Genomic DNA, 20,660 nt, shown 5'->3' with positions numbered 1-20,660 from the left:
CATACCTCTTCAGTCCTGCGGTTGGTTAGGTATGCAGACGGCCGTGAACTCGGGAGAAAACTCCTCGATGTCCCTCTCGATGATGCCGACCTGGAGGGAGAGATAGTTGTAGCCCATAACGGCGGGAATGGCTGCGGCAAGACCCGCAGCGGTAGCGACCAGCGCCTCCGAGATGCCGGGAGCGACGACGGCCAGCGAAGCTGACTGCACCATGCCGATGTTCTGGAATGCATCCATGATGCCCCACACCGTACCGAACAGGCCTATGAACGGAGCGGTATTGCCGACGGTGGCGAGGAACGGCACCAGCTGTGAAAGGCGCTTCACCTCGAGGTTCCCCTCCCGTTTCACCGCCCTTGCGATGCGGGCCCGAGCTTCACCCGTGCCGGGGTTTTCACCAAGGGCGCGATACTCGATGTAAGCCGCACGGAACACTTTTGCCAGAGAGGCGTCGCGGTAGTTCTCGCTTTCGGCGAAAATCCGCTCAACGCCCTGCGACTGGAAGAACGTGTCGAGAAACGCTTTCGATTCCTGCATCGACTTGCGGACGAATGTGAATTTCTGGAAAATGATGGCCCAGGAGACAACGGAAAAGAAGATGAGGATACCGAGAACGAAAAGGACGACGGGGCCCGCCTGTGAGAGGAGGGCAAGTATCCCGGAATGAGATTCAGGCATGGGAACGTGGACGGTTAAGGTTCATCATCATTTCGAGTGTGGGAGTGGCCCCCGAAGGGGCCGACAGACAAACATACAACATGCACAGACTAATCAAAAGAGTCCTGCGTTCTGGATCACAAGAAAAGCTAGCGCCGAGCCCGAAAGGGCGCAGAGGGTGTTGACGAGGTCGTTGTTTACAAGAGCGTAGCCTTTCAGGAGGCGGTTCTCCACTTTCGTACCGTCCGCCGCCATGCTATGGGTCCGTTCGGTCACCTTTTCGCGGATCGGGTCATAGTACTGGGCCTGAAGGGTTGCGCCGAAAAAGCTGTCGACAAGGCTGGCAAGCAGGCCGGAAAGACCGACCAGGAGAAAAGAGTTCAGGAGCCCGAAATCATTCAGCCACGGCACGCCGACAGCAACGGCGCCGAGACAGATGAAGAGCGAGCCGATGAATGCGCCTGCCGTCCCGGGAAACGACACCCCTCCCGATGTTCCGACAGCGACGGGCTTCAGTGTGGTGACGAGCCAGGCTTTCGGGTTCGGCCACATGGTCCCGATCTCCGTCGCCCATGTATCAGCCTGAACGGCGGCAAGGGTGCCGAGATAGGCGAAAAAGACCGCCGGGTTCCCGGTGAGTGAATAGACCACCATCAGGATCCATGCAATGCCACCGTTTGCGTACACCTGACCCGCATCGCGCTGCGATCCTTTTTCGAAGACAAGATCGAACTTCGCCTTGCGCTTCCGGCCAAGCTTTGAAAGCACCGAGGAGAGCAGATAGAAGGTCAGAAGCGGCACTGTCCAGACCATTCCGCCGACGCCGAAAATGGTCGTGCCGAGCAGGAAGGTCGCGGTCGCCCCGCTGTTATTGAGGAAACGTACCTTAAGGGAAAACACGGCAAGCAGGAAAGCGAACAGACCTCCCGTAAGGAACCCTATTGGAAGAGCCGCCTGGTTGCCCTCAAGCAGATACAGCACGTAGGCCGTGGCGACTGGAAGAAAGAAATTGTCAAGCCCGAATGAAAGCAGCGCTTCGACTGCCGTGGCGATCAGTGCGAGCAGGAGGGCAAGGAGAAGCAGCGTCAGGAGCGATGCGCCCTCCAGACCGCCATGGAACTCAGGGCGGAAAAACAGAAGCGAGAGCGAGATGAGGAGCAGCGAGACGAAAAACATCGTCGCTGAGCCCTCGACGGTCTTGGTGTTGCGGGTAAGATCGGCAATAGGGTGCTTGCCGAACGCGGAGCCCGCGAGCGCTGCCAGCGAGTCCCCCACTGTGGCGGCAAGAACGGCGGTCTGCAGGATCCAGCGGTGCTCGTCCCAGAGGAGCAGTGCTCCAAGAAGAAACGCAATCGGCAGGTAGATGCTGCCGTAGCTCTTCACAGCCTGCGATGCTCTCCCCTCCCCTTCAGGGCCCGAGAGCATCGAAGTGAACCATCCGAATGAGAGGTTCAGGGAGTTCAGAACCAGAAAAAAAAGCGCAAGGAGCACCGGGTAGAAATTCGAGTCGAAATACGAGGGTACGAAGAAAAGAACCACTCCGGTGCCGAGATGCACGATTTTTCGTGCTACGACCCTGTTGAGGCCGAAACGGCCCGCAAGCAGTTCAGAGAGAGCGATGAACAGGCCCAGAAGACCTATGGAAAGAAGGAAAGCCGGAAGTTCCGGTGCGGAAGGCATTGGGAGGGTCAGCATAGCTGCAGTGTTGATATTATGCAGAATGAGGATGCGGCAGGGCCGCGATATGATGAAAATATACGGCTTTGGAACCGGAAGGCAATGAAAACCCGCCAACCGTGACAAAGCACCGCAACACTATATGGTACGAATAAAACGCGCAATTCAACAGAAATCCCCCGTTGGGGAGGCCGATTATTCTACCGGTTTACTTGTATTAATGAAGGTGAAAATGTAATTTATTGCCGAATTTGGTCCTCAATACGTTTGCCGAAGAAACATCTTTTTCATCTTTTTCATAAATGACTGCACCGTCGCCACATACCGGTCAAGCCAGCCACCACCCTGCAGGCCATCCCGCAGGGGCCACCCTGCTCATGGCGCCCATGCCGATTTCTGCAGCCATCACTCCCGTATCGGGCGTTACCCTGAAGGGTTCAGTACGCTGAATCCGGCGCCGCCCCGAGTCCTCACACTCCTGTTTTTGCACACCACATTCACAGTGACATCGGGACCGGCGATACCGGCCTTAACAGTCAATTGCCAAAAACCACAGAGATAGCAAGCAATGAGATCCGACACCATAAAGACAGGGTTTGAAAAAGCTCCTCACCGCAGCCTCCTGAAAGCAACCGGCACCATACACGAAAAAGGCGACTACCAGAAGCCGTTCATCGGCATCTGCAACTCTTTCAATGAGCTGATTCCCGGCCACGCCCATCTGCAGGAGCTCGGCCGGATTGCCAAGGAAGAAGTCCGCAAAGCAGGTGGGGTGCCCTTTGAGTTCAACACCATCGGCGTCTGCGACGGCATCGCCATGGGCCATATCGGCATGCGCTACTCGCTGGCGAGCCGCGAACTCATCGCCGACAGCGTCGAAACCGTCGCCGAGGCGCACCGCCTTGACGGCCTCGTCTGCATCCCCAACTGCGACAAGATCACCCCCGGCATGATGATGGCTGCACTGCGCATCAACATTCCCGTGATCTTCGTTTCCGGCGGCCCGATGAAAGCAGGCCACACTCCTTCAGGCAAAACCGTTGACCTCATCTCCGTCTTTGAAGCCGTCGGCCAGCGGAGCACGGGTGAAATCTCTGAAGAAGAGCTGGAGACCATAGAAGAGAACGCATGCCCCGGCTGCGGCTCATGCAGCGGCATGTTCACCGCCAACTCCATGAACTGCCTCTCCGAAGCGCTCGGTTTCGCCCTTCCCGGCAACGGCACCATTCTGGCCGGCGACCCGCGCCGCAATGAACTCGTCAGGGAGGCCTCGCGCCGCATCATCGATCTCGTTGAAAAAAATGTCCGGCCCCGCGACATCCTCTCCCGCAGCACCCTTTTGAACGCATTCGCGCTCGACTTCGCCATGGGCGGCAGCACCAACACCATCCTGCACACGCTGGCCATTGCCAACGAGGCCGAGCTTGACTTCGACTTTTCGGAGCTCAACGGCCTGTCGGCAAAAACCCCGTATATCTGCAAGGTGAGCCCGGCAACGATGGATGTACATATCGAAGACGTGGACCGCGCCGGAGGGATTTCAGCCATTCTCCACGAGCTTTCGAAAATCGAAGGGCTCCTGGATCTCTCCGTCCCAACAGTGACAGGAAAGAGTCTTGGTGAAAACATCAAAGATGCTGAAGTGCTGGACCGCAAGGTCATCCGCACCGTCGAGGACCCATACTCGGCAACCGGCGGCCTGTGTGTGCTGTACGGCAACCTCGCCCCTCAGGGAGCAGTCATCAAGACCGGCGCCGTCAGCGCACCGATGATGCGGCACAGCGGCCCCGCAAAAGTCTACGACTCCCAGGACGATGCAATCAAAGGCATCATGGACGGCGATGTCAAGTCGGGTGACGTGGTCGTCATCCGCTATGAAGGACCGAAAGGCGGCCCCGGCATGCCCGAAATGCTCTCCCCCACGAGCGCCATCATGGGCCGTGGACTCGGCGATTCTGTCGCCCTCATCACCGACGGCAGGTTCTCCGGCGGTTCGCGAGGAGCCTGCATCGGCCATGTCTCTCCGGAAGCGGCGGAAAAAGGACCCATCGCAGCACTCCGTAACGGCGACACCGTCACCATCGACATTCCCGGCCGCTCCATCACGATGGAGGTCAGTGATGAGGAGATCGCAGCCCGAACAGCAGCACTCCCGGCTTTCGTACCAAAAATCAGGAAAGGCTACCTGGCGCGTTATGCCGAGATGGTCACATCCGCAAATACCGGCGCCATCCTGAAAACACCCGTTTCCTGTGAACCCAAATAAACTGACCATGCCGCAATCAGGACCGACCATGAATGGCTCTGAAATATTCTTCGAATGCCTCCGTCGCGAAAATGTCGAATACATCTTCGGCTACCCCGGCGGAGCGCTCCTGAAGGTCTATGAAACGCTTTACGACGTCGAGGACATCAAGCACATCCTTGTCCGCCACGAGCAGGGTGCCACGCATATGGCTGAAGGCTACGCGCGCGCTACCGGCAGGCCCGGCGTTGTGCTTGTAACCTCCGGACCCGGCGCGACCAATACCGTCACCGGCATCACCAACGCCTACATGGACTCCTCCCCGATGGTGATCTTCACCGGCCAGGTGCCGAGCTCCCTCATCGGCAACGATGCCTTCCAGGAGGCCGACATCGTCGGCATCACCCGCCCCATCACCAAGCACAACTTCCTCGTGAAGGATGTGCGGGAACTGGCATCAACCATACAGAAAGCCTTTTTCCTCGCCACCAACGGCAGACCCGGGCCGGTTCTTGTCGACATGCCCAAAGACATCCTGAACGCCAGCTGCACGTTCGAGTGGCCGGAGAGTGTCGACATCCGCGGCTTCAAGCCCACCATCAAGTGCCACCAGAACCAGATCGAGAAAGCGGCGCACAAAATTGCCGAGGCAAAGCGCCCGCTGCTGTACATAGGCGGCGGCGTCATCAGCTCCGAAGCTTCGGAAGAACTCCGGAAGCTCGCCATCGAACTGGACATTCCGGTCACCATGACCCTGCAGGGCCTCGGCGCCTTCCCGGCAAGCCATCCGCTCTCGATGGGCATGCTCGGCATGCACGGCACATTCTGGGCGAACCAGGCCGTCAACAAGTGCGACCTGCTCATTGCCGTCGGCGCCCGTTTTGACGACCGGGTCACCGGCCGGGTCGACACGTTCGCCCCGCAGGCATACAAGATCCACAACGACATCGATCCGACAAATGTCGACAAGAACGTGAAGGTCGACCTGCCGATCGTCGGCGATGCAAAAAACTTCCTCCAGGGGCTGCTCGAGGCCATGCCGGAAAAGAGGGAGAAACATGACGCATGGCATGCTGAAATCCTCCAGTGGCAGGAGCAGTGCCCGATGACATATACGGTCGAAGAGGACTCCCTGAAAACAGAGTTCGTCATAGACCAGGTCTCCCGCCAGACGGAAGGCAACGCCGTCGTCGTCACCGACGTCGGCCAGCACCAGATGTGGACCTCGCAGTACTACCGCTTCAACAACCCCCGCTCCATCATCACCAGCGGAGGACTCGGCACCATGGGCTACGGCCTGCCGGCGGCCATCGGCGCAGCCTTCGGAATCACCGACCGCCCGGTCGTCCTCTTCTGCGGAGATGGCGGGTTCATGATGAACATCCAGGAACTCGTCACCGCGGTGCATTACAAGATCCCGGTGAAGATCTTCCTGCTCAACAACAGCTTCCTCGGCATGGTCCGCCAGTGGCAGGAACTGTTCCACGAGGAGAAGTACTCCTTCACCGACCTTGAGGCAAGCAATCCCGACTTCCTGAAGGTGGTGGACGCATTCGGCTGCAAAGCCATGCGGGCCGACACTCCTGCTGAAGCTGAAGCGGCCATCCGCACCGCCCTCGATTACAACGAAGGCCCTGTCTTCGTCGAGTTCCGGGTCATCAAGAAAGACATGGTCTTCCCGATGGTCCCTGCCGGCGGATCCATCTCAGACATGCTTCTCGAGAGGCTGAATCCGAAAACAATGGTTTAACCCGATCATCATGAAACATCTCATATCAGTCCTTGTCGAAAACAAGTTCGGCACCCTCAACCGGGTTGCATCCATGTTCAGCGCCCGGGGATTCAACCTTGAAAGCATCTCGATCGGCGAGACTGAAGATCCTGAAATCTCCCGCATGACCATCGTCACGCGCGGCGACGACCAGATCGTCAGCCAGGTGCTCAAGCAGCTGAACCGGCTCATCGACACCATCAAGGTGACCGACCTGACCCGGCAGCCGCATGTCGAACGCGAACTGCTGCTCATGACCATGAAGCTCAGCAAGGCCACGCAGCACGAGATTTTCGAGCTGATCAACGTTTTTAAGGGAAAAGTCGTGGATATAAAACAAAAATCCATTACTATTGAGGTCATCGGTTCCCCGGATAAAATCAATACCACCATTGATATTTTCAGGCCTTACGGCATCAGGGAGCTCGCCCGCTCGGGGGCTGTAGCCATTCACCGCGGGGAATAACACAAGAGTAACTGCCATTCAATCAATCAAAACCTATTGTCGAGATGAATGTTTATTATGAGCAGGATGCCGATCTCGGGCGTCTTCAGGGAAAAAATATCGCCGTCCTCGGTTACGGCAGCCAGGGCCACGCCCATGCACTGAACCTGAAGGACAGCGGCATGAACGTATGCGTCGGCCTCCGCCCTGACAGCTCATCCTGTGCAAAAGCCCGCGAGGCAGGCCTCCGCGTTGAGCCCGTTGCCGATGCCGTCAAATGGGCGGACATCGTCATGGTCCTGCTCCCCGACCAGACCCAGAAAGCTGTCTATGAAGCCGAAATCGCCCCGAACATGGTGGCAGGCAACACCCTCGCCTTCGGTCACGGCTTCAACATCCACTACAACCAGATTGTCCCTCCGGCCGATGTCGACGTAATCATGATTGCGCCGAAAAGCCCGGGCCACCTCGTTCGCCGCACCTACACCGAAGGCAACGGCGTGCCCTGCCTCATCGCCGTCCACCAGGACGCCACCGGCGAGGCCAAGAAAACCGCACTTGCATGGGCAAAGGGCATCGGCGGCACCAAAGCCGGCGTCATCGAGACCAACTTCAAGGATGAGACCGAAACCGACCTCTTCGGCGAACAGGCCGTGCTCTGCGGCGGCTCGGCAGAACTGATCAAGGCCGGGTTTGAAACCCTCGTCGAAGCGGGCTACCCCGAGGAACTCGCATACTTCGAGTGCATGCACGAGCTGAAGCTCATCGTCGACCTCTACTATGAAGGCGGCCTTTCCAGAATGAACTACTCCGTCAGCGACACCGCCGAGTACGGCGGCATGACCCGCGGACCGCGCCTCATCACCCCCGCCGTGAAGGCCGAAATGAAGAAGGTGCTCGAAGAGGTCCAGGACGGCCGCTTCGCCCGTGAGTTCATCGACGAGTGCAACGGCGGCTACAAGAACCTCAACAGGCTCCGCGAAGAGAACAGCGGCCACGCAATCGAGAAAGTCGGCGCCAAGCTCCGCAACATGATGAGCTGGCTCGTCAGGAAATAAACATCTCCATCACGGGAATACTATGTACAAAATCGTATCCATCCCCGGCGACGGCATCGGCCCCGAGGTCGTTGCGGGGGCTCTTGCCGTCATCCGGCAGATAACGAAAAAGCATGGCTTCGAAATCCAGGTGGAGGAGCATCCGTTCGGCGGCGCCTCCTACGACCTGCACGGCAGCATGCTTACCGACGAAACCCTCAACGCCTGCCGCGACTGCGACGCAGTACTTCTCGGCGCCGTCGGCGGACCAAAGTGGGAGAACCTTCCGCACGAGCACAAGCCAGAGGCCGCCCTGCTGAAAATCCGCAGGGAGCTGGGGCTGTTCGCCAATCTCCGCCCGGCAAAAGTCTACGACGCACTTGTCGACGCTTCGAGCCTGAAGGCCGATGTGGTCCGCGGCACAGACTTCATGGTGTTCCGCGAACTGACCGGCGGCATCTACTTCGGCGAGCCGAGGGGATTCGACGAAAATCGTGGGTGGAACACGATGGTCTATGAGAAGCACGAGGTGGAGCGTATCGCCCGCCTTGCGTTCGAAGCAGCCCAGAAGCGCGGATCGAAACGCGTCATGTCGATTGACAAGGCCAATGTGCTCGAAGTATCACAGTTCTGGCGGAACGAAGTGCACCGCGTACACCGGGATTTCCCCGATGTAGAGCTCAGCGACATGTATGTCGACAACGCCGCCATGCAGATTGTGCGCAACCCGAAGCAGTTCGACGTCATCGTCACCGGCAATCTTTTCGGTGATATCCTCAGCGACATTGCAGGCATGATCACCGGAAGCCTCGGCATGCTGCCGTCTGCCAGCATCGGCCGCGTCCATGCACTCTATGAGCCGATCCACGGCAGTGCACCCGACATTGCAGGAAAGAACATCGCAAACCCGATAGCAACCATCGCTTCGGTCGCCATGATGTTCGAACACAGTTTCTGCATGGCGGACATCTCAAGCGAAATCCACGCCGCCATCGAAGGTGCGCTCTCGGAGGGTCTCCGGACCGCCGACATAGCCGCCCCCGGCCAGAAAACGGTATCGACGACGGAAATGACTGAAGGAATCATCAGGCACCTCGGCGCCTGAACTAACGAAGAAAGGCGGAAAGATACGGTGAAAGAGAAGATCCTGGTTTTCGATACTACTCTCCGGGACGGAGAACAGTCCCCCGGAGCCTCCCTGAATGTCCAGGAAAAGGTTGAGATTGCCCGCCAGCTTGAAAAGCTCGGCGTAGACATCATCGAGGCGGGCTTCCCCGCCTCATCCCCGCTTCAGTTCGAAGCGGTCGAACGCGTCAGTGCCGAATCAGGCGCAGTGGTCGCCGCTCTCTCCCGGGCGGTCGAGGGCGATATAACATCTGCATGGAAAGCACTGCAGCATGCCCGCCATCCCCGCATCCATACATTCATCAGCACTTCCGACATCCACATCCTCGGCAAGTTTGCAGCCGACCGCTACGGCCGGACCCTCGAGGAGAAGCGACGTACCATCCTCAGGATGGCTGTAGACGCTGTCGCTTTCGCCAAAACCCTTGCCCCGGACATCGAGTTTTCAGCCGAGGATGCCGGAAGAACCGATCCGGGGTACCTCGCAGAAATTGTCGAAGCAGTCATCGCCGCCGGCGCGACAACGGTGAACATCCCCGACACCACCGGCTATACCTGGCCCTCGGAGTTCGGCAGGAAAATCGCCGACCTTCGGGCCCGAGTAGGAAACATCGACCAGGCCGTCATCAGCGTGCACTGCCACAACGATCTCGGCCTTGCTGTCGCAAACACCCTCTCGGCCCTTGAAAACGGCGCCCGCCAGGCCGAGTGCAGCGTGAACGGCATCGGGGAGAGGGCCGGCAACGCCTCCCTTGAGGAGATCGTCATGGCACTCAAGGTCCGCAGCGACCTGCACAACTTCGAAACCGGCGTCACCACTGAAGAGATCTTCAAGACCAGCCGCATGGTCTCGTCCTTTACCGGCATCATCGTCCAGCCGAACAAGGCGATCGTTGGCGAAAACGCCTTCTCGCACGAATCCGGCATCCATCAGGACGGCATGCTGAAGAACCGCCAGACTTACGAAGTCATGACCCCGGAATCGGTCGGTGTGCAGAAAACCAGCATCGTCCTCGGGCGCCACTCCGGCAAACACGGCCTCAAGGCCCGCCTCGAATCCCTCGGATATGCACTTGCCGAGGGCGACCTTGAATCGGTCTACCGCAGGTTCATGGAGATCGCCGACAAGAAAAAAGAGGTGTACGATGACGACCTCCGCTTCCTCATGGGGGATGAACTCTCAAGCCCCTCATCGCTCTTCACCCTTGACTACCTGCACATCAACAGCGGTACAGCCTCGATTCCTACGGCCACCGTACGGATCCTGCACCGGGACAAGGTCTTCGAAGAGTCGGCAACGGGTGACGGACCGGTCGACGCCTGTTTCAGGGCGATTGAGCGGGCACTCGGCATCACCTCAATGGTCTCAGGCTATACCGTCCGCTCCGCCACTGCAGGGCGCGAAGCGCTTGGGGAAGCACTCGTGCGCATCAAGGACAAAAACCGCACATACAGCGGCAGGGGCGTTTCCACCGACATCATTGAAGCCAGTGCCAGAGCCTACATCCAGGCGCTCGGCCTCCGCCTTGAACACGAAGAAAACAATACAACCGAAACCACAGAGCACGGGGTTTAAGAATTATGGCACAGACAATAACCCAGAAAATCCTCTCCAGGGCAGCCAACCGCAAGTTTGTTGACGCCGGCGAAAACGTATGGCTCAATGTCGACATTCTCCTCACCCATGACGTCTGCGGCCCGCCGACCTTCGACATCTTCAACCAGGAGTTTGGTCTTGGCGCAAAAGTCTGGGACCCGGAAAAGATCGTCGTCCTGCCGGACCATTACATTTTCACTGCCAACGAGCATGCACGGCGCAACATCGACCTGCTCCGCAAGTTCGCCGCCGAGCAGCACCTCCCGCACTACTATGACGTCGGCAGCGAGCGCTACAAGGGCGTCTGCCATGTCGCTCTTGCCGAAGAAGGGTTCAATATCCCCGGCACCGTACTTTTCGGAACCGACTCTCATACCTGCACATCGGGTGCGTTCGGCATGTTCGGCTCCGGCATCGGCAACACCGATGCGGCATTCATCCTCGGGACCGGCAAACTCTGGGAGAAAGTTCCGGAATCGATGAAGTTCACATTTGATGGCCAAATGCCCGCCTACCTCACAGCCAAAGACCTGATTCTGCAGATCCTCGGCGACATCGGTACCGACGGAGCAACCTACCGTGCCCTTGAGTTCGACGGTGATGCCATCCACAGCCTGCCGATGGAAGAGCGCATGACGCTCACCAACATGGCCATCGAGGCCGGCGGCATGAACGGCATCATCGCTGTCGATGAAGTCACCGAAGCATTCGTCAAGGCGCGCACCACGAAATCCTACGAGATCTTCCACAGCGACCCCGACGCGAAATACCACAGCCTATACCGCTACGATGCTTCGAAGCTCGAGCCCGTAGTAGCAAAGCCGCACAGCCCCGACAACCGCGCCACCGTGCGGAGTGTTGCCGGAACGCCCATCACCAAATCCTACATCGGTTCCTGCACAGGAGGCAAGCTTACCGACTTCAAAATGGCGGCACGGATCCTCAACGGCCGTAAGGTTGCGGTGACGACAAACATCGTACCGGCAACCGTCCAGGTAGCCCGTGACCTCGAGCAGGAAATGCACGATGGAAAGACGCTGAAGCAGATATTCATGGAAGCCGGCTGCAATATCGCACTTCCCTCCTGCGCAGCCTGCCTCGGCGGCCCTGCCGACACCGTCGGGCGCTCGGTGGACCACGATGTCGTGGTTTCAACAACCAACAGGAACTTCCCCGGCCGCATGGGCAGCAAGAACGCCGAAGTCTATCTGGCTTCACCGCTCACCGCTGCAGCATCGGCAATCACCGGCAAGCTTACCGACCCGAGGGACTTCATCTGAGCCCCTTAAGAAAGCCTCCGGAATACCGAACAGAACAGAACCTGAACCTGACTAATACCATGGAAAGCATCATACAGGGAAAAGCCTTCGTACTCGGCAAAAATATCGACACTGACCAGATCATTCCCGCCGAGCACCTCGTCTACAGCCTCTCTGATCCTGAAGAGGTCAAGCTTTACGGCAAATACGCCCTCTCCGGAGTCCCCCCGGCCCAGTCCGGTCTGCCGGAAGGCAACATCCCCTTCGTCCGGGAAGGCAGCTTCAAGAGCGACTATACCATCATCATCGCCGCCGAGAACTTCGGCTGCGGCTCTTCAAGGGAGCATGCCCCCTTTTCCCTGCAGGTTGCAGGCGTGAAGGCAATCATCGCAGAGTCCTACGCCAGGATCTTCTACCGCAACTGCGTTGACGGCGGATTCGTCATACCCTACGAGACCGCAGAGCATCTCGCCGAGGTGGTCAAAACCGGTGACGAGCTCAAAATCGACATCAAGGCCAACACGCTCGAAAACCTGACTGCAGGTAAAACCTACACCCTCAACCCGCTCGGCGACGTGTTCAGCATCGTCGAGGCAGGCGGCATCTTCGCCTACGCACGGCAGGAAAACCTGATGAACAGAACCGATTCATGAAGGGCGGCACGAAAAAGATAGAGCTCTACGACACGACGCTTCGCGACGGAACTCAGGGCGAGCACGTCAACCTCTCCGTTCAGGACAAGCTCCTTATTGCTGGACGGCTGGACGAGTTCGGAATGGACTGCATCGAAGGGGGCTGGCCAAGCAGCAACCCGAAGGACGAAGAGTTCTTCAAGCGGGCTATGGACCTGGAACTGCGCCACGCAAGGCTTGCGGCATTCGGCTCTACGGCAAGATATTCCGACCGTATCGAAACTGACCCGAACCTGCTCGGGCTTGTGGGCTGCGGTGCACCTGTCATAACCATTTTCGGCAAGACCTGGCAGGCACATTCCAAAAAAGGGCTCGGGATTTCCGATGAAGAGAACCGGGCGCTGATCAAAAACTCGGTAGCCTTCCTCCGGAATGCAGGCCGCGAAGTCTTTTTCGACGCCGAACATTTCTTCGACGGATGGAAAGACAACCGCGCATTCGCACTCGACATGCTGAAGGCAGCAGAAGAGGGCGGGGCAAGCAGGCTTGTTCTCTGCGATACCAACGGCGGATCACTACCGCATGAAATCACGGCCATCGTCGAAGATGTCCGCAATCATACCAATGTCGCCATCGGCATCCACTGCCACAACGACGGTGACCTTGCTGTCGCAAACTCCATTGCGGCCGTCATGGCCGGTGCCACCCATGTGCAGGGCACAGTCAACGGCATCGGGGAACGCTGCGGCAACGCCAACATCATCAGCATCATTGCGAACCTCGTTTTGAAGCTGCCTGAAACCGGCGCCTCGGTCAGAGACCTCACGCAATTGACTTCGCTCTCTAACTTCGTCTTCGAGATCCTCAACCTCCCCCCCGACTCCAAAGCGCCTTATGTCGGCCGCTCTGCATTCGCCCATAAGGGCGGCATCCATGTCAGTGCCGTCATGAAGGAGAGCTCGCTCTATGAACACATTGATCCGGCTCTTGTCGGAAACCGCCAGCGGGTCCTCGTCTCCGAACTTGCCGGTCAGAGCAACATCCGCTACAAAGCCCAGGAGCTCGGCATCACCATTCCCGAAAGCGGGGAACAGATCAAGAAGATTGTCAACCATGTCAAGGACCTCGAACACCGGGGCTACCAGTTCGACGGCGCAGAGGCCTCGTTCGAACTGATCCTGCAGAAAGAGCTCGGAACCTTCACCCCCTACTTTGAAGTCATTGAAAGCAAGGTCTATGTCGAATCCGGCATCGGAGGACGCAATGTCGACCAGGCGGTCCTGAAAGTCCGGGTCGGTGAAGAAATCGAACACATCGCCGCTGAGGGCGACGGCCCCGTCAACGCGCTCGACAAGGCGCTGCGCAAGGCCCTTATACGGTTCTACCCTGAGATAAAGGGCATCAAGCTCGTCGACTACAAGGTCCGGGTGCTTGAAGAAAAACGGGGAACAAGCGCCAGGGTCCGCGTCCTCATCGAAACCGGCAACGGCAGGACCACATGGGGAACCGTCGGTGTATCGACCAACATCATCGAGGCAAGTCTGCGCGCCCTCGAAGACAGCATGAACTACCACCTCTTCACCCTGCAGGCAACGGAACCCAAGCCCGCTGCCGAAAAGAGTCACTGAAGGCCGGCATTCCTGCCGGCCTCCATTTGGCACTCCCCTATTTTCTGCGTATTATCCTATTATATCCGACGAGGGAACCCCCGCAGCCGGAATCCAATCCCCCATGGCGCAAGGTCGCCGGATCACCGGGGCGTCCTCTTTCACCCCATGATCCAAGAGAGATGCGAATCCACGATCTCGACCCGGAAAACCGCCCGAGGGAGCGCTTTCTTTCAAGCGGCCCCTCAGCCCTCAGCAGCGCAGAACTCCTCGCGCTCGTGCTCCGTTCAGGCACCCCCCGCCTCAACATCGTCGACACCTGCCAGCGCATCATCGCTGAAAACGGGCTTGAAAAACTTGCATCGATGACGCTCGGTGAGCTGCAGAAGACACCGGGGATCGGACAGGCCAAAGCCATGCAGATTGTAGCTGTCTTCGAGCTCAACAACCGCCTGCACCACACCCGGAACACGAACCGGCGGGTACAGGGTGCAAAGGATGTGTTCGAGTACATGTCGGGCAGGATTCCCGACGAGACGCAGGAACACCTGTTCGTGCTCCATCTGAACACGAAGAATCAGGTAACAAAGTGCGTAAGGGTCACGGTCGGGACCCTCAACGCCTCTCTCATTCACCCGAGGGAGGTGTTCAAGTCGGCCATCCGCGAGAGCGCGCACGCCATCATCCTGGTTCATAACCATCCATCAGGCGACACCGAGCCGAGCAACGCCGACCGCCAGGTGACCACGCTCCTCAAACAGGCGAGCGCCGTCATCCAGATCGACCTGCTTGATCACGTCATCATCGGAAAAACCGGCTGGTTCAGTTTCAGGGAAAGCAACCTGCTCGGCTGAACGATCTACAAAAGAGGCTCCACAGGCGGAACTGTTTCCGCTATGCCTTCTGCGGAAGCAGGAAACCCTCCATCGGCCGTCAGCTCACGAACGTTTTTTGCCTGCAGGCCCTTCTGGGTGGTATCGATGTCAAAATCAACATCGGCGTCCTGATTCAGGACCTTGAAGGGCTGATCGGATTCGATTGCAGAAAAATGGACAAAAATGTCCTCCCCGCCTTCTGGATGCAGGATGAAACCGTACCCCTTCTTCCCGTCAAACCATTTCACTTTACTTCTTGCCATAACGAGCACACTGATTTATCATTGTTCAAACCGCAGCAACGCGGAATGGGGGTATGCAGTTGCGTCTTTATTTATGTCAGAATATATGTCTTTTTCCCCGGCATTCCACACCATACAAGGATTGTGCACCTATTATACAACAATAACTGCAGGAAATACACCAACGGAGCATTACTCCCAAAAAAAACATATATAAAACACTGAACCCGCTTATAGTATGCAGCACGTCATCATCATTACAGGAGCAGGAAAAGGCATCGGCCGGGCCATTGCCCTCGATTTCGCAAACGCGCACCAGCGGAACCCGCAGTTCAGGCCGGTACTCATTCTCGTTTCACGAACAGCAGCCGATCTCGAGCCGCTTGCCGTGCTCTGCAGGAGTGCCGGAGCCGAAGCCGAAACGGCAGTGCTGGACATAGCAGACATCGCGGCACAGGAGCGCCTTGTCGAAAGTCTCATCGAGCGGTACGGCCGTATTGACTGCCTCGTCAACAACGCCGGAGTAGGCAGCTTCAAGCCGATCGGAGATATCACCGAAAAAGACTACGACCTCATGGCCGCAGTCAACATGAAAGGCACCTTCTTCCTCACCCAGAAAGTCTTCCGGCACATGCAGCATCAGCGTGCGGGCCATCTCTTCTTCATTACATCTGTCGCCGCAGAAAAAGCATTCCCGTCATCCTCCGTCTACTCGATGACGAAGTTCGCTCAGAAAGGGCTCGTCGAAGGGATACGGCTTCATGCAAGAACATGCGGGGTGCGGGTGACCAATGTCATGCCGGGCGCCGTCCTCACCCCGATGTGGGGAGAGGTCGATGATGCCATGCGAAAGGTGATGATGTTGCCCGAAGATATTTCCAGACCGTTGGTCGATGCCTATCTGCTGCCTGCCCGCACGGTGGTCGAGGAACTGGTGTTCCGGCCTGTCGGCGGCGACATCAATGAATGAGCGAATGGAAATAGAATCGGCGGCATCTGGGAAAGCTCCGGTTTTTGCCTTATTTTCTTGAACTTACCGCCAACCGACAAGACACCATACGACCATGAGCCTGAAAGAACAGATAGACGCCGACCTGAAAGCCTCCATGAAAAGCGGGGACAAGACCCGCCTCAACGCCATCCGCTCCATCCGGGCCGCACTGATTGAGAAGGAGGTCTCCATTCGAGTCGGCGGCAAAGCCGAACTCAGTCTGGACCAGGAGATGGATGTGCTCTCGAGCCTCGCAAAGCGGCGACGTGACGCCATAGAGCAGTTCACCCTGGGCGGAAGAGCAGACCTGGCCGAGAACGAACAGGCGGAGCTCTCGGTCATTGAAGAGTACCTCCCGGCACCGGCCAGCCAGGAGGAGATAGAGGCCGTCGTACGTGAGGTCATCACAAAGACCGGCGCCGCCTCGATGAAAGACATGGGACGGGTCATGGGTGAATCAATGAAAGCCTTGAAAGGCAAAGCCGACGGAACGGCAGTCCAGCAGACGGTCAAGGCGCTCCTCTCCTAAGAAAAACTTTCAGATACCATACCGATCATGCTCGACATCAACTATATACGCCAGAACCCGGAAGAGGTTGCAAAAATGCTTCATGACCGGCAGCTTCAGGGTGATGAACCCAGGCTCCGCCGTCTGCTCTCGATTGATACGGAGCGCAGGGAGCTGGTGCAGAAAACCGACGAACTGAAAGCAGTCAGGAACAGGCGGTCGAAAGAGATTGCCGAACTGAAAAAAAGCGGCAGCGATTCAGCCGGCCAGCTGATTGCGGACATGCAGTCCGTCGGAGAGGAAATTGCCGGGCTCGACAGCAGGCTCTCGGCCCTCAACCTTGAGATGGAAGAGATCCTTCTAGCCCTTCCGAACCGCCTCGACCCATCCGTACCCATCGGGCGGACAGCAGAAGACAATCTGGTCTTCGGGGAGCCGGTGCACTTCCCGCACCCGCTGGAGTTCGAAGTGAAAAACCATCTTGAGCTTGGCAAGGCTCTCGGCATCCTTGATTTTGAGCGCGGCGCAAAAGTCACCGGAGCCGGCTTCCCCGTCTATGTAGGCAAAGGTGCCCGGCTGGAACGTGCACTCATCAACTTCATGCTTGACCGCCATACAGAAGAGCATGGCTACACCGAAGTATTTCCGCCCTTCATGGTGAACCGCGACTCGCTCCGGGGTACAGGCCAGTGGCCGAAGTTCGCCGACCAGGTCTACCATATGGAGGAAGACGAGCTCTATGCCATCCCCACCGCGGAAGTACCCGTCACGAACCTCCACCGCGACGAAATGCTCTCTGCAGCCGCCCTCCCCATCTCCTACGCAGCCTATTCAGCCTGCTTCCGCCGCGAAGCCGGCAGCTACGGAAAGGATACCAGGGGGTTTCTCAGGGTCCATCAGTTCAACAAGGTGGAGATGGTGAAGTTCACCCGGCCCGAAGAATCATACGCGGCGCTTGAAACCATACGCGGCCACGCCGAAGCGATCCTTTGTGCATTGGAAATACCCTACCGGGTGCTCCTGCTCTGCAGCGGGGACATCAGCGCCAATGCGGCGAAATGCTATGATATCGAAGTGTGGTCGCCGGCAGAAAGAAAGTACCTTGAAGCATCGAGCTGCTCGAACTTCGAGGATTATCAGGCCAGGCGTGCCAACATCCGCTTCAAGGCGGACGGTAAGTCAAAACCTGAATTCGTGCATACCCTGAACGGCTCCGGCCTTGCGACATCGCGACTCATGGTCTCCATCATCGAGCACTACCAGACTCCCGAGGGAGGCATACGGGTACCTGAAGCGCTCGTACCCTACACAGGGTTCAAAGACATCAGCCCTTTAGGCTGACGCCGTCGATGAAGTCACGGACCATCCTGCTGACCCGTTCGACATCGATCAGGAAAGCATCATGACCGTAAGGTTCGTCGAGGTAAAGGATTTTTGAATTCGGGAGCAGGCAGGCAAGCTCCTGCTGCTCCGATTTCGGATAGAGCACATCCGAATCGATGGAAAGAATCTCAACGGGCTGGATAAGGGCACACACCGCCTCCTCGTAACCGCTCCTCCCCCGTCCAAGGTCATGCATGTCCATGGCCCTGGTCAGGGTGATGTAGGTATTGGCGTCGAACCGCTCGACAAGCCTTTTTCCCTGATGGTGCATATAGCTGACCGCCTTGAAGGTGCCGTCATCCTGCCGTTGCCGGCCGAACTTCTCCTCGAAGTTCCTGAAGCTCCTGTAAGTGCACATGGCCATCATGCGCGCCGCCCCGAGCCCTCTGGCCGGAGGGGCGTCTTCTTCATACCACCCGTCTTTCCAGAGAGCATCGGCCATGATGGCCTGCCGCTGGGCTTCGCTCTGGGCGATGCACCATGCCGAATGCCGCCCTGAAATCCCCATCGGCATGAGCGCAAGTGCAACCTCCGGATAGAGCGCCCCCCACTCAAGCACCTGCATGCCGCCGAGCGAGGCACCGACAACAAGCTTCACGCGCTCGATGCCAAGATGCCGGAGCAGGTGCCGCTGCACATGGACCATGTCACGGATGGTGATCGAGGGGAAATCGGGCCCGTAGTGACGTCCGGTCGCGGGGTTGCGGGAGAGAGGGCCGGTGGTGCCATAGCAGCTGCCGAGCACGTTGCTGCATATGATGAAGTCACGGGATGCGTCAAAGCCTCCTCCCGGAGCGAACAGACCGCACCACCACTGGTCAGCGTCAGCAGAGCCTGTCAGGGCGTGACAGATGAGGACTACGTTGTCGCGGGTATCACTGAGGGTCCCCCATGTCCTGTAAGCCACCTCCACGGAAGGGAGAGTTGCGCCAAGTTCGGTCTCGAAGGGTTCGGTGAATGAAAAATACTTGGTGTCGGACGAAATAAGTTCGTTGATCGGTTTCATGCCTCGGTTCATGCCAGTGTTCTAAGTGCCTGTTCAAAATCCTCACGGATATCGTCGATATGCTCAAGCCCGACCGATACCCGAACCATGTCGGGGGTCACGCCGGCTGAAGCCTGCTCTTCGACTGAAAGCTGTTGATGGGTGGTGGATGCAGGGTGGATGACAAGAGTCTTGGCGTCCCCCACGTTCGCTACGTGGCTGGCAAGGCGGACCCCGTCGATGAACGACACCGCTTTGGCATAGCCGCCCTGCAGACCGAAGGTGAGCACGCAGCCGAACCCGTTTCGAAGATAGCGTGCCGCATTCTTGTGGGTCGGATGCGACAGAAGACCGGGATAGTTGACCCATGCAACCTCAGGGCGCTTCAGAAGCCACAGGGCAAGGGCCATTGTGTTCGAGAGATGGCGCTCCACCCGAAGCGAAAGGGTTTCAAGGCCCTGCAGCAGGAGAAACGAATTGAACGGGCTTATGGCCGGCCCGAAATCGCGCAGTCCCTCCACCCGGGCCTTCACGATGAAAGCCATATCCCCGAATGTTTCGTGGAAACAGAGCCCGTGGTAGCCTTCTGATGGCTCGCTGAGCATAGGAAAGCGTCCATTGCCCCAGTCGAAGGTTCCGCCGTCGACGATGACGCCTCCCATCGAAGTGCCGTGTCCACCGATCCATTTGGTGGCAGACTCCGTCACAATCGAAGCTCCGTGCTCGAGCGGACGGCAGAGACAGCCTCCACACCCGAAGGTGTTGTCGACGATGAGGGGTATGCCGTGCTCGTCTGCAACTGCGGCAACAGCCTCGAAATCGGGGACATGGAAAGCAGGATTGCCGATCGACTCAAGGTAGAGAGCCTTGGTGTTTTCATCGATGCAGTGCCGGAAATCCTCCGCTTCAAGCCCCCGGGTGAAGTGCACCCCGATGCCGAGGCGGGCGAAGGAGACCTTGAACTGGTTGTAGGTACCACCGTAAAGGTAGCTGGAAGAGACGATGTTGTCACCCGCCTGGCAGAGGCTCGTCAATGCGATGAACTGCGCAGAGTGGCCGCTGGATAGAGCAAGTGCGGCTTTTCCGCCCTCAAGCGCGGCCATCCGCTGCTCGAAAACATCGGTGGTCGGATTCATGAGGCGGGTATAGATGTTGCCCGCCTCTTTCAGGGCAAAAAGGTCTGCCCCGTGCCGGGCGCTCTCGAACGTATAGGCCGTTGTCTGGTATATGGGTACGGCACGGGAGTGTGTCAGGGGATCAGGCTCCTGGCCGGCATGGACCTGCAGGGTCTCAAAACGGTACGGCGTTGGTTTTTTATCTGTCATGGAGGCGATATGGTTCACCTTTGGCGCCACCATCAGTCGGAAGGAAAAAATACGGGGTACGTCTGAAACGGAGGGATCGTATCTCTTCATCTTTCCCGGTCTTCAACCGGGATGGAATTGGCACCAATCATTGTATCATTAAAGCGATCAATTGCGGTTAACAATGACGTTAACAATGACGGTTGCCAAGGCTTCTCAGGGCCAGTCCCTCCACCTTTCTCGATGATAGCGTAAAAACTTGAAAAGAACATTAGTCCAATGAATCTACAACAGCAAAGAGTATTTTACAAGCGGCCCCA

Annotated in this window: 19 protein-coding genes and 1 riboswitch; of the genes, 14 read left to right on the top strand and 5 right to left on the bottom strand. The window is 57.9% G+C overall.

The features are described 5' to 3' along the window. Window positions 1–9: 9 nt before the first annotated feature. Both tolQ and A3K90_RS07730 read right to left on the bottom strand, forming a co-directional pair. Complete coding sequence (tolQ, locus tag A3K90_RS07735; RefSeq protein WP_303682021.1) at window positions 10–678, bottom strand: protein TolQ; 669 nt, start codon at window positions 676–678, stop codon at window positions 10–12. Window positions 679–771: 93 nt separating this feature from the next. Beyond that, window positions 772–2,352, bottom strand: coding sequence for a DUF92 domain-containing protein (locus A3K90_RS07730; RefSeq protein WP_303682019.1), 1,581 nt, complete (start codon window positions 2,350–2,352; stop codon window positions 772–774). 284 nt (window positions 2,353–2,636) lie between these two features. On the opposite strand from A3K90_RS07730, the gene A3K90_RS07725 reads away from it, so the two are divergent. From A3K90_RS07725 to radC, 11 genes are all read left to right on the top strand, one after another. Next, window positions 2,637–2,783: a hypothetical protein gene (locus A3K90_RS07725; RefSeq protein WP_303682017.1), complete on the top strand. Its 147-nt coding sequence runs from the start codon at window positions 2,637–2,639 to the stop codon at window positions 2,781–2,783. A gap of 119 nt (window positions 2,784–2,902) precedes the next feature. Beyond that, window positions 2,903–4,600: a dihydroxy-acid dehydratase gene (gene ilvD, locus A3K90_RS07720; protein ID WP_303682016.1), complete on the top strand. Its 1,698-nt coding sequence runs from the start codon at window positions 2,903–2,905 to the stop codon at window positions 4,598–4,600. 7 nt (window positions 4,601–4,607) lie between these two features. Continuing rightward, window positions 4,608–6,329, top strand: coding sequence for a biosynthetic-type acetolactate synthase large subunit (ilvB, locus tag A3K90_RS07715; protein ID WP_303682116.1), 1,722 nt, complete (start codon window positions 4,608–4,610; stop codon window positions 6,327–6,329). A gap of 10 nt (window positions 6,330–6,339) precedes the next feature. After that, window positions 6,340–6,816, top strand: coding sequence for an acetolactate synthase small subunit (gene ilvN, locus A3K90_RS07710; protein WP_131358376.1), 477 nt, complete (start codon window positions 6,340–6,342; stop codon window positions 6,814–6,816). Between the two features lie 44 nt (window positions 6,817–6,860). Continuing rightward, the gene (ilvC, locus tag A3K90_RS07705; RefSeq protein ID WP_303682015.1) at window positions 6,861–7,853 is read left to right on the top strand and encodes a ketol-acid reductoisomerase; all 993 of its coding nucleotides are present in this window, start codon (window positions 6,861–6,863) and stop codon (window positions 7,851–7,853) included. Window positions 7,854–7,875: 22 nt separating this feature from the next. After that, window positions 7,876–8,937, top strand: a complete 1,062-nt coding sequence (leuB, locus tag A3K90_RS07700; RefSeq protein ID WP_303682014.1) for a 3-isopropylmalate dehydrogenase — start codon at window positions 7,876–7,878, stop codon at window positions 8,935–8,937. Window positions 8,938–8,964: 27 nt separating this feature from the next. Beyond that, a complete protein-coding gene (locus A3K90_RS07695) occupies window positions 8,965–10,533 on the top strand; it encodes a 2-isopropylmalate synthase (RefSeq protein ID WP_303682012.1) in 1,569 nt (522 codons plus the stop codon). Between the two features lie 5 nt (window positions 10,534–10,538). After that, window positions 10,539–11,834, top strand: coding sequence for a 3-isopropylmalate dehydratase large subunit (locus A3K90_RS07690; RefSeq protein WP_303682011.1), 1,296 nt, complete (start codon window positions 10,539–10,541; stop codon window positions 11,832–11,834). 59 nt (window positions 11,835–11,893) lie between these two features. Beyond that, window positions 11,894–12,466: a 3-isopropylmalate dehydratase gene (locus A3K90_RS07685; protein ID WP_303682010.1), complete on the top strand. Its 573-nt coding sequence runs from the start codon at window positions 11,894–11,896 to the stop codon at window positions 12,464–12,466. Continuing rightward, complete coding sequence (cimA, locus tag A3K90_RS07680; protein ID WP_303682009.1) at window positions 12,463–14,073, top strand: citramalate synthase; 1,611 nt, start codon at window positions 12,463–12,465, stop codon at window positions 14,071–14,073. The genes A3K90_RS07685 and cimA overlap by 4 nt, the downstream gene beginning before the upstream one ends. A gap of 161 nt (window positions 14,074–14,234) precedes the next feature. Beyond that, on the top strand, window positions 14,235–14,906 hold the full coding sequence (gene radC / locus A3K90_RS07675) for a DNA repair protein RadC (protein WP_303682008.1): 672 nt from the start codon (window positions 14,235–14,237) through the stop codon (window positions 14,904–14,906). Window positions 14,907–14,911: 5 nt separating this feature from the next. Here radC and A3K90_RS07670 read toward each other — a convergent pair whose 3' ends face one another. Further along, window positions 14,912–15,190 carry a cold-shock protein gene (locus A3K90_RS07670; RefSeq protein ID WP_303682007.1) on the bottom strand — a complete coding sequence of 93 codons (279 nt, stop codon included), beginning with the start codon at window positions 15,188–15,190 and terminating at the stop codon, window positions 14,912–14,914. Between the two features lie 217 nt (window positions 15,191–15,407). Here A3K90_RS07670 and A3K90_RS07665 point away from each other — a divergent pair, with 217 nt between their 5' ends. The 3 genes from A3K90_RS07665 (at window position 15,408) to serS (ending at window position 18,009) form a co-directional block, all read left to right on the top strand. Further along, the gene (locus tag A3K90_RS07665) at window positions 15,408–16,139 is read left to right on the top strand and encodes an SDR family oxidoreductase (protein ID WP_303682006.1); all 732 of its coding nucleotides are present in this window, start codon (window positions 15,408–15,410) and stop codon (window positions 16,137–16,139) included. Window positions 16,140–16,233: 94 nt separating this feature from the next. Continuing rightward, window positions 16,234–16,689, top strand: coding sequence for a GatB/YqeY domain-containing protein (locus A3K90_RS07660; RefSeq protein WP_303682005.1), 456 nt, complete (start codon window positions 16,234–16,236; stop codon window positions 16,687–16,689). Window positions 16,690–16,716: 27 nt separating this feature from the next. Then, window positions 16,717–18,009 (top strand): serine--tRNA ligase, encoded by a 1,293-nt coding sequence (gene serS, locus A3K90_RS07655; RefSeq protein WP_303682004.1) that lies wholly within the window; start codon window positions 16,717–16,719, stop codon window positions 18,007–18,009. Here serS and metX read toward each other — a convergent pair. Together metX and A3K90_RS07645 are read right to left on the bottom strand one after the other, a co-directional pair. Further along, entirely contained in the window at window positions 17,993–19,057 is a 1,065-nt protein-coding gene (metX, locus tag A3K90_RS07650) for a homoserine O-acetyltransferase (protein ID WP_303682003.1), read from the bottom strand. The genes serS and metX overlap by 17 nt on opposite strands. An 8-nt stretch (window positions 19,058–19,065) precedes the next feature. Continuing rightward, the gene (locus tag A3K90_RS07645) at window positions 19,066–20,361 is read right to left on the bottom strand and encodes an O-acetylhomoserine aminocarboxypropyltransferase/cysteine synthase family protein (RefSeq protein ID WP_303682114.1); all 1,296 of its coding nucleotides are present in this window, start codon (window positions 20,359–20,361) and stop codon (window positions 19,066–19,068) included. Between the two features lie 83 nt (window positions 20,362–20,444). Continuing rightward, a riboswitch (SAM riboswitch) is annotated at window positions 20,445–20,590 on the bottom strand. Between the last annotated feature and the right edge of the window lie 70 nt (window positions 20,591–20,660).

Source organism: Pelodictyon luteolum (assembly GCF_001622165.1).
Classification (GTDB): Bacteria; Bacteroidota; Chlorobiia; order Chlorobiales; family Chlorobiaceae; genus Chlorobium; species Chlorobium luteolum_B.
Note: the sequence above shows the minus strand (reverse complement) of the source record. Positions and strands in the feature narration are given on the sequence as shown.